This window comes from Flavobacterium sp. (assembly GCF_003525665.1).
Taxonomy (GTDB): domain Bacteria; phylum Bacteroidota; class Bacteroidia; order Flavobacteriales; family Flavobacteriaceae; genus Flavobacterium.
This window is the reverse complement of record NZ_DQDX01000015.1, coordinates 27,564-39,107: the sequence shown is the minus strand read 5'-3', so window position 1 is coordinate 39,107 and position 11,544 is coordinate 27,564. Positions and strand designations below refer to the sequence as shown.

Genomic DNA, 11,544 nt, shown 5'->3' with positions numbered 1-11,544 from the left:
CATTGACAATAAAAGAAAGTATACATAACACAAAACAATTACTTTTTTTTAATCAAAATTTTGTCCATTGATGATAACAAATCAGACTGAAAGATTGAATTTTGCCTCTACAAAAAACATTCCTCAATACCCAGATTTTCTGGATGTTCAGGTGAAGTCGTTCCAAGATTTTTTCCAATTGGAAACCAAATCTGACGAGAGAGGCAACGAAGGTTTATACAATACCTTCATGGAAAATTTTCCAATCACAGATACAAGAAACCAATTTGTATTAGAATTCCTAGATTACTTTGTTGATCCACCACGTTACTCTATTCAAGAGTGTATCGAAAGAGGTTTAACGTATAGTGTACCGCTTAAAGCACGCCTTAAATTATATTGTACAGATCCTGAACATGAGGATTTTGAAACTATAGTTCAAGACGTTTATTTAGGTACTATTCCTTACATGACGCCAAGCGGAACATTTGTTATAAATGGTGCTGAGCGTGTGGTTGTTTCGCAATTACACCGTTCTCCAGGAGTTTTCTTTGGTCAATCATTCCATGCAAATGGTACTAAATTGTATTCTGCCAGAGTAATTCCTTTTAAAGGTTCTTGGATAGAATTTGCAACTGATATCAATAACGTAATGTATGCGTACATTGATAGAAAGAAAAAATTACCTGTTACAACTCTTTTACGTGCTATCGGATTTGAAAGAGATAAAGATATTCTTGAGATATTTGACCTTGCAGAAGAAATCAAAGTTTCAAAAACAGGTCTTAAAAAATATGTTGGTAGAAAATTAGCAGCGAGAGTATTGAATACTTGGCACGAAGATTTCGTGGATGAGGATACTGGCGAAGTAGTTTCTATCGAACGTAACGAAATTATTTTAGATCGTGATACTATCTTAGATAAAGATAATGTAGAAGAAATTCTTGACGCTGATGTAAAATTAATTTTATTACACAAGGAAGAAAATAATCAAGTTGATTATGCAATCATCCATAATACATTACAAAAAGATCCAACAAACTCTGAAAAAGAAGCTGTTGAACATATCTATAGACAATTACGTAATGCTGAACCGCCTGATGAGGAAACGGCTCGTGGTATTATCGATAAATTGTTCTTCTCTGACCAACGTTACAACTTAGGTGAAGTAGGTCGTTATAGAATGAACAAAAAGTTAAACCTTGATATTCCAATGGAAAAACAAGTTTTGACTAAAGAAGATATCATTACTATCATTAAATATTTGATCGAATTAATCAATGCGAAAGCAGATATTGATGATATTGATCACTTATCAAACCGTCGTGTAAGAACAGTTGGAGAGCAACTTTCTCAACAATTTGGTGTTGGTTTAGCTCGTATGGCTAGAACTATTCGTGAGAGAATGAACGTTAGAGATAACGAGGTGTTTACACCAATCGATTTGATTAATGCTAAAACATTATCTTCGGTTATCAACTCTTTCTTTGGTACTAACCAGTTATCTCAATTTATGGATCAAACGAATCCATTAGCAGAGATTACGCACAAAAGAAGATTATCAGCACTAGGACCAGGTGGACTTTCAAGAGAAAGAGCTGGTTTCGAGGTTCGTGACGTTCACTATACTCACTATGGAAGACTTTGTCCAATTGAAACTCCTGAGGGACCAAACATTGGATTGATTTCATCTTTAGGTGTTTATGCGAAAGTTAACGGAATGGGATTCATTGAAACTCCATACCGTAAGGTGACTAATGGTGTTGTTGATTTAGAATCTACTCCAGTTTATTTAAGCGCAGAAGAAGAAGAAGGTAAAATGATCGCTCAAGCAAACATCGAAATGGATGCTAAAGGTTCAATTACTGCTGATACGGTTATTGCTCGTGAAGAAGGTGATTTTCCAGTTGTTAAACCAACTGAAATTCATTATACTGACGTTGCTCCAAATCAGATTGCTTCTATTTCGGCTTCATTAATTCCTTTCTTGGAACATGATGATGCGAACCGTGCCTTGATGGGATCAAACATGATGCGTCAAGCCGTTCCATTATTACGTCCAGAAGCTCCAATTGTTGGAACTGGTCTTGAAAGACAAGTTGCTTCAGATTCAAGAGTATTGATTAATGCTGAAGGAAACGGAACTGTTGAATACGTTGATGCTAATATGATTACCATCAAATACGACAGAACTGAAGAAGAAAGAATGGTAAGTTTTGACCCAGATGAAAAAACTTATAAATTAATCAAATTTAGAAAAACGAATCAAAGTACCTCTATTAACTTAAAACCAATCGTAAGAAAAGGTGATAGAGTTCAATTTGGTCAAGTACTTTGTGAAGGTTACGCAACTCAAAACGGAGAATTAGCAATCGGTAGAAACCTTAAAGTAGCATTTATGCCATGGAAAGGATATAACTTCGAGGATGCAATTGTAATCTCTGAAAAAGTAGTTCGTGACGATATTTTCACTTCTATCCACGTAGATGATTATTCATTAGAAGTTAGAGATACAAAATTAGGTAACGAAGAGTTGACTAATGATATTCCTAACGTTTCTGAAGAAGCTACTAAAGATTTAGATGAAAATGGTATGATTAGAATTGGAGCCGAAGTTAAACCTGGCGACATTCTTATCGGAAAAATTACACCAAAAGGAGAATCAGATCCAACTCCAGAAGAAAAACTTTTAAGAGCTATCTTCGGTGATAAAGCTGGTGATGTAAAAGATGCTTCATTAAAAGCGTCTCCTTCATTACATGGTGTAGTTTTAGACAAAAAATTATTCGCAAGAGCGGTAAAAGATAAACGTAAGAGAACGCAAGATAAAGATGCTTTAACTACTTTAGAATTAGAATTTGAAACGAAATTTGTTGAATTAAAAGACAAACTTGTTGAAAAATTATTCCTAATTGTAAACGGAAAAACATCTCAAGGTGTAATGAATGATTTGGGTGAAGAAGTTTTACCAAAAGGTAAAAAATATACTCAAAAAATGCTTTATGCTGTAGAAGATTTTGCTCACTTAACTAAAGGACAATGGGTTGCTGATGACGAAACTAACCGTTTGGTTAACGACTTAATTCACAACTACAAAATCAAGTTAAACGATTTACAAGGTGCTTTACGTAGAGAGAAATTTACAATTACTGTAGGAGATGAACTCCCAGCAGGAATCTTGAAATTGGCTAAAGTATATATCGCTAAAAAACGTAAGTTAAAAGTAGGTGATAAAATGGCTGGACGTCACGGTAACAAAGGTATCGTTGCTCGTATCGTTCGTCATGAAGATATGCCGTTCCTTGAAGATGGAACTCCAGTTGATATCGTATTGAATCCACTTGGTGTACCTTCTCGTATGAACATTGGACAAATTTATGAAACTGTACTTGGATGGGCAGGACAAAAATTAGGTCGTAAGTATGCAACTCCAATCTTTGATGGTGCAACTTTAGATCAAATTAATGAACTAACAGACGAAGCAGGAATTCCAAGATTTGGTCATACTTATTTATATGATGGAGGAACAGGTGAACGTTTCCACCAAGCAGCAACAGTTGGAGTTATCTATATGTTGAAACTTGGACACATGGTTGACGATAAGATGCACGCACGTTCAATCGGACCATACTCACTTATTACTCAACAACCACTTGGAGGTAAAGCTCAATTTGGAGGTCAACGTTTTGGAGAGATGGAGGTTTGGGCACTTGAAGCATACGGTGCATCAAGTACACTACGTGAAATCTTAACAGTTAAATCGGATGACGTTATCGGTAGAGCTAAAACTTACGAAGCAATCGTTAAGGGTGAAACTATGCCAGAACCAGGATTACCAGAATCATTCAATGTATTAATGCATGAATTGAAAGGTCTTGGATTAGACATCAGATTAGAAGAATAATTATAGTAGAGGCGTGATTTATCACGTCTCTATATTTGCATTTATAAAAAGTTTTTAAAGATTTATACCCGTAAACCGTTCCGATTTTTTATTTAAGCCGATAGGTTTTCATAACTAGCACTTCAAAAATGTGTTTGAAGTTTAGAGAAGTAATTCGAGGTAGTAACTTAATGGTTTAGTTTTTTTAGGAAAGCAAAAATCATAAATCTAAGTTCAATTAATAGTAGTAAATCAATAGTAAAAACTATGATGAATAACAGAAACAACAAAGACAACAAGCAAACCACCATTAAAAGATTCAATAAGATAACTATTGGACTTGCTTCTCCAGAATCAATTTTGGCAGAATCAAGAGGTGAGGTTTTAAAACCAGAAACAATCAACTACAGAACGCACAAACCAGAACGTGATGGTTTATTTTGTGAAAGAATTTTTGGTCCAGTAAAGGATTTTGAATGTGCTTGTGGAAAATATAAAAGAATTCGCTACAAAGGAATCGTATGTGACCGTTGTGGTGTAGAAGTAACTGAGAAAAAAGTACGTCGTGATAGAGTAGGACACATCAACCTTGTTGTGCCAATCGCTCATATCTGGTATTTCCGTTCACTTCCAAACAAAATTGGTTACATTTTAGGTTTACCATCTAAGAAATTAGACATGATTATCTACTACGAAAGATATGTAGTAATCCAAGCTGGTATCGCTAAAAGTGCCGAAGGTGAATCATTACAAAGACTTGATTTCTTAACAGAAGAAGAATATTTAAATATTTTAGATACGCTTCCTGCAGACAATCAATACCTTGATGATTTTGATCCTAATAAATTTGTTGCCAAAATGGGAGCAGAATGTATTATGGATTTATTGGCTAGAACCGATTTAGATGCACTTTCTTATTCATTAAGACACAGCGCAAACAATGAAACTTCTAAACAAAGAAAAACAGAAGCATTAAAAAGATTACAAGTTGTTGAATCTTTCCGTGACTCTAACTTAAACAGAGAGAACCGTCCAGAATGGATGATTCTTAAAGTAATTCCAGTTATTCCACCAGAATTGCGTCCATTAGTGCCACTTGATGGTGGTCGTTTCGCAACTTCAGATTTGAATGACTTGTACCGTAGAGTTATCATCAGAAACAACCGTCTTAAAAGATTAATGGAGATCAAAGCTCCAGAAGTTATCTTAAGAAACGAAAAACGTATGTTACAAGAGTCTGTAGATTCATTATTTGATAACACTCGTAAAGCTTCTGCTGTTAAAACAGAATCAAACAGACCATTAAAATCTTTATCTGACTCATTAAAAGGTAAACAAGGTCGTTTCCGTCAAAACTTATTAGGAAAACGTGTCGATTATTCTGCGCGTTCAGTAATTGTTGTTGGGCCAGAAATGAAATTGTTCGAATGTGGTCTTCCTAAAGATATGGCTGCTGAACTATACAAACCATTCGTTATTCGTAAATTAATCGAAAGAGGAATTGTTAAAACAGTTAAGTCGGCTAAGAAAATAATAGACAAAAAAGAGCCAGTAGTTTGGGATATCTTAGAAAATGTAATTAAAGGACATCCAGTATTACTAAACCGTGCTCCTACGTTACACAGATTGGGTATTCAAGCTTTCCAACCAAAATTAATTGAAGGAAAAGCGATCCAATTACACCCATTAGTATGTACGGCGTTTAACGCGGATTTTGATGGTGACCAGATGGCGGTTCACTTGCCACTTGGACCAGAAGCTATTCTTGAAGCACAATTATTAATGTTGGCTTCTCACAATATCTTGAATCCAGCGAATGGTGCTCCAATTACTGTACCTTCTCAAGACATGGTTCTTGGTCTTTATTATATGACCAAAGAAAGATTGACTACTGAAGGACACGTAATTTTAGGTCAAGATTTAACTTTCTACTCTGCAGAAGAAGTAAATATTGCTTTGAATGAAGGTAGATTAGAATTGAATGCTCGTGTTAAAGTACGTGCTAAAGATTTTAATGAAAACGGAGAGTTAGTTTACAAAGTTATTCAAACAACTGCAGGTAGAGTACTATTCAACGAAGTAGTTCCTCCAGCTGCAGGATACATAAACGAAGTATTAACTAAAAAATCTTTACGTGATATTATTGGAAAAATCCTTGCAGTAACAGATGTTCCTACAACGGCAGCTTTCCTTGATAACATGAAAGATATGGGTTATAAATTTGCCTTCAAAGGTGGTTTATCATTCTCATTAGGTGATATTAGAATTCCAGAGCAAAAAACTAAATTAATTGCTGATGCTCGTGTTCAAGTAGAAGGTATTTCTATGAACTATAACATGGGACTTATCACAAATAACGAACGTTACAATCAGGTTATTGATATTTGGACTTCTGCAAATGCTCAATTAACAGAATTAGCAATGAAAAATATTAGAGAAGACCAACAAGGTTTCAACTCGGTATATATGATGCTTGACTCTGGAGCGCGTGGATCTAAAGAACAAATTCGTCAGTTAACCGGTATGCGTGGTTTGATGGCTAAGCCTAAAAAATCTACTGCTGGTGGTGGTGAAATTATCGAAAACCCGATTCTTTCTAACTTTAAAGAAGGTCTTTCTATCCTTGAGTACTTTATCTCTACTCACGGTGCTCGTAAAGGTCTTGCGGATACGGCTCTTAAAACTGCCGATGCTGGTTACTTAACTCGTAGATTACATGACGTTTCTCAAGACGTTATCGTTAACTCTGTAGATTGTGGTACTTTAAGAGGAATTGAAGTTTCGGCTTTAAAGAAAAATGAAGAAATTGTTGAAACATTAGGAGAAAGAATTTTAGGACGTGTTGCATTACAAGACGTTATCAATCCTCTTGATTCTAATATTTTAGTTCATGCAGGTGAACAAATTACCGAAGCTATCGTTAAAGCTATTGAAGAATCTCCAGTTGAAAAAGTGGAAGTACGTTCTCCTCTAGTTTGTGAAGCTAAAAAAGGTATTTGTGCTAAATGTTACGGAAGAAACTTAGCAACTGGAAAAATGACTCAAAAAGGTGAAGCTGTCGGTGTTATCGCTGCACAGTCAATTGGAGAGCCAGGTACACAGTTAACACTTCGTACATTCCACGTTGGTGGAGTTGCCGGTGGAGTTTCTGAAGAATCAAGCATTATTGCAAGATTTGGTGGAAAACTAGAAATTGAAGATTTAAAAACTGTTATTGGTGAAGATGCCGATGGTAACAAAGTAGATATCGTAGTTTCTCGTTCAACTGAATTGAAATTAATTGACGTTAAAACTGGAATTTTATTAAGTACTCATTACATTCCTTACGGTTCTGTTATCAATGTAAAAGATGGTGACATAGTTGAAAAAGGAGCTGCAATTTGTAAATGGGATCCATATAACGGTGTAATTGTTTCTGAATTTACAGGAAAAATTGCTTATGAAGATTTAGAACAAGGACAATCGTTCCAAGTTGAAATCGATGAGCAAACAGGTTTCCAAGAAAAAGTAATTTCTGAAGGAAGAAATAAAAAATTAATTCCAACATTATTGGTTTACGGTAAAGATGGAGAACTTATTCGTTCTTACAACTTACCAGTTGGAGCTCACCTTATGGTAGAAGATGGAGAGAAAATTAAAGCAGGTAAAATCCTTGTAAAAATTCCTCGTCGTTCTTCTAAAGCTGGCGATATTACCGGAGGTTTACCAAGAATTACTGAGTTGTTAGAAGCTCGTAATCCTTCTAATCCTGCTGTAGTTTCAGAAATTGATGGAGTTGTTTCTTTCGGAAAAATTAAAAGAGGTAATCGTGAAATCATCATCGAATCTAAATTTGGTGAGATTAAGAAATATCTAGTAAAATTATCAAGCCAAATTCTTGTTCAAGAAAATGACTTCGTAAAAGCTGGAGTTCCTTTATCTGATGGTGCAATTACTCCAGATGATATTTTAAGAATTCAAGGTCCATCTGCTGTTCAACAGTATTTGGTTAACGAAATTCAAGAAGTATACCGTCTTCAAGGTGTAAAAATCAATGATAAACACTTTGAGGTTGTTATTCGTCAAATGATGCGTAAAGTAAGAGTTGAAGATCCAGGAGATACTTTATTCTTAGAAGAGCAATTAATTCACACAAGTGATTTTATTCGTGAAAACGATAAATTATACGGAATGAAAGTGGTTGAAGATGCTGGAGATTCAGATAATCTTAAACCAGGTCAAATCATTTCTCCACGTGAGTTAAGAGATGAAAATTCATTATTGAAACGTAATGATAAAAACTTAGTTGTAGCTCGTGAAGTGATCACAGCAACTGCAACTCCTGTATTACAAGGTATTACTAGAGCTTCGCTTCAAACTAAGTCATTCATTTCTGCAGCTTCGTTCCAAGAGACTACAAAAGTATTAAACGAAGCAGCTGTAGCTGGTAAAGTGGATACATTAGAAGGTCTTAAAGAAAATGTTATTGTTGGACATAGAATTCCTGCTGGTACAGGTATGAGAGATTACGATCATACTATTGTAGGTTCTAAAGACGATTATAACGAAATGATGGCTAACAAAGAAGAATATATCTACTAAGAAATGAGCGATAATAATCAACAACCAGGACAAATCAACATCGAGCTTGATGAAAAAACTGCTGAAGGAATTTATTCTAACTTAGCAATTATCAATCATTCTCCGTCAGAATTTGTTTTAGATTTTGTGACCATCATGCCTGGTGTTCCTAAATCGAAGGTGAAATCGAGAATTATTTTAACTCCACAACACGCTAAGAGATTACTTAAAGCTATTGGAGAAAATATCCACCGATTTGAATCTGCTCATGGTGAAATTAAAGATACAGAACAGCCACATGTTCCTTTAAATTTTGGTCCAACTGGTCAAGCTTAAATTTTAAGTTTATTCAGATAAAAATGAAACTCCTCAAGCAATTGAGGAGTTTTTTTATTGGTATAAATTGAGACTACTATTCCTTTTTTGAATTTGATAAACAAAACTTTTGTGTATTTAATCGTTAAAATCTGCCGTTCGTCGAAAAACTTTAAACTTTACAATTTAATAAAGATTGTGTATTGATAATTGCTGGTTTTACCCTTAATTTTGCTTTCATTATTATTGTTAGTATGATTTAACAGCTAACTGATAATGATAAAAATAGAATGAAGAAATAAACTTAATGTATATGAAAAGATCTTTACGATTACACAATTATTTAAAAACGTTTTTGTTTTTAGCAATTTTTGGTTTTAATGCTCAAGTCAGTTTTGGGCAGACGCAGTTAGCAGCATGGACTTTTGATAGTACAAGTGCTGCTCCCAATACACCTAATAGTGTTACAGCAAATTTGGGGACGCAAGTCGGAGTAGCAGCCATTTATGCTAACGGAACAAACGGGTCTTCGACATGGACTACAGCTACTACAGGTAATGAACTTACTGCCTTTGCAGGGTCAACTGTTAATGATCCAAGAGGTGCTATGGCTTCTGCTGGTTTTTCTTATTGTCCAGTAGGCGGTGCTTCTTTATCTTCAAATGGTAAGTCTATGGTCGTTAAATTTTCAATGTCTGGTTTTCAAAATCCAATATTAACGTTTGCTGCAAGACAATCTGGAAGTACATCTTACACTACTTATCAGTTTGCTTGGAGTATAGATGGTATTTCTTTTACAAATTTTGGCTCAAATCTTGCACCAACAACTACATCTTTTGCATTGAAAACACTAGATTTGTCTTCAATAAATACAGTTGATGGTGCAGCATCAGTTTATATTCGTATCACATTTTCAGGTGCAAGTAATGCAACTTCAAACAATAGATTAGATAACATTGTAGTAAACGCCACTTCAATTCCAGTTTCAACAACGTGGAATGGTACATCATGGTCAGATGGTGTTCCAACGTCTCCAACAGAAGCTATTATCGATGGAATTTACAATTCAAATGCTGGAGGAACTCAAATAGGTTTTACTGCCAAAAAATTAACAGTAACAACAAACGGTAATTTAACAATCAATCCTGGTACAAATATCACTGTTCAAGATGAAGTTATCAATAATGGTTTACTTACAGTTGAAAGCAATGCCAACTTAGTTCAAGCAAACAATACAACTAACTCAGGAAATATCACTGTGAAACGTGATACAAATCCATTAATGCGTTTTGATTATGTTATGTGGTCAACTCCAGTGGATGGATCTCAAAAACTTTTAGAGTTTTCACCTTTAACATCTCTTACGCCAGCAATAAGATTTTACACTTATGACAATGTGAATAATGTTTACGTTTCTGTAGCATCACCTTCTACATCAGAATTTGTAAACGCTACCGGATATTTAATTCGTTTACCTTTCGATCATCCAACTGCACCAGCGGTTTGGACAGGAACTTTTTCTGGAGTACCAAATAATGGTCCAGTTAGTTTAACTTCATTAACTCCGGGACAGTTTTATGCAACTGGAAATCCTTATCCATCAACAATAAGTGCTGATGCATTTATATCGGCAAATGGTTTAACTGATGCTTTATATTTTTGGAGAAAAACTAATGGTGCAGCAGGTTCTGCCTATGCAACCTATACTTTAGCAGGAGGAACTTCTCCAGCGCCAGGAACTACAGCTACAGCTACAAGTGGAATTCCAAACGGCACTATTCAAGTAGGACAAGGTTTTATTGCTAAAGCAAATGGTACTTCATTAGTGTATAACAACTTAATGCGTGCTACGCCAAATAATGACAATCAAACGTTTAGAAGTGCTTCTGCAGCATTACCAACAACTGTAGAAAAAAATAGATTTTGGTTAAATTTATCAAATGCAACTGAAACAATCGGACAAACATTGGTTTCTTACATGACTGGTGCAACTAATGGTTTAGATGCTCAAATTGATGGTAAATACATCAACGATAGCGCAACAGCTTTAACTTCTTTAATTGCTGGTGAAGAATTCACTATCCAAGGAAAAACGTTGCCTTTTACTGCTAGTGATGTTGTTTCTTTAGGTTTCAAAGCACAAACTGCTGGAAATTATTCAATCTCTCTTTTTGATAAAGATGGTTTGTTTTCAAGTAATGGTCAAATTATCTACTTAAGAGATAATCTTACTAATACTGTTCAAAACTTAAATTCTGGAGCGTATAACTTTACATCTCAAGCTGGAGTTTTCAATGGCCGCTTTGATGTAGTTTACCAAAATGCATTAAGTACAGATGTTGTAGATTTTACATCAAATAATGTTTACATCTACAATCAAAACAATGTGTTAAATATCAATTCTGGTTCTAATACAATGAGTACGGTAAAAGTATTTGATGTTTTAGGTAGATTTTTAGCTCAAAGCAATAAAGTTAACGCTTCACAAACTCAAATTAATGTTCCTGCAACCAATCAAACTTTAATTGTTCAAATCACTTCTTCTGAAGGAATTGTAGTAGTTAAGAAAGTTGCTAACTAAATAAATAACAATTAATTATTTGGCTAAAAATAAATAATTAAAAAAAATAAATTGTAAACAGCACCAAAGTTTGGTGCTGTTTTTTTTTATACTTATTATTCTCGGAAAAAGTATTTTTAATTTAGAAATTGTCTAAAATTTTTTAAATCATGAATGTATATTCAGTAAATGATGACTAAATTATTTAGTATTATTTTTTTGTAAAAATCTAGATTATGAAAATCAA

Annotated in this window: 4 protein-coding genes; all 4 read left to right on the top strand. The window is 34.5% G+C overall.

Going from position 1 to position 11,544, the window contains the following annotated elements; translation table 11 throughout:
• Positions 1 to 70 precede the first annotated feature (70 nt).
• The 4 genes from rpoB to DIU01_RS00990 all read left to right on the top strand — a co-directional run bounded on the left by rpoB (position 71) and on the right by DIU01_RS00990 (position 11,318).
• Entirely contained in the window at positions 71 to 3,883 is a 3,813-nt protein-coding gene (gene rpoB, locus DIU01_RS01005; protein ID WP_290831406.1) for a DNA-directed RNA polymerase subunit beta, read from the top strand.
• Positions 3,884 to 4,129: 246 nt separating this feature from the next.
• Positions 4,130 to 8,443: a DNA-directed RNA polymerase subunit beta' gene (gene rpoC / locus DIU01_RS01000; protein ID WP_290831405.1), complete on the top strand. Its 4,314-nt coding sequence runs from the start codon at positions 4,130 to 4,132 to the stop codon at positions 8,441 to 8,443.
• 3 nt (positions 8,444 to 8,446) lie between these two features.
• Entirely contained in the window at positions 8,447 to 8,758 is a 312-nt protein-coding gene (locus DIU01_RS00995) for a DUF3467 domain-containing protein (RefSeq protein WP_290831404.1), read from the top strand.
• Positions 8,759 to 9,050: 292 nt separating this feature from the next.
• Positions 9,051 to 11,318, top strand: a complete 2,268-nt coding sequence (locus DIU01_RS00990) for a hypothetical protein (protein ID WP_290831403.1) — start codon at positions 9,051 to 9,053, stop codon at positions 11,316 to 11,318.
• Positions 11,319 to 11,544 lie beyond the last annotated feature (226 nt).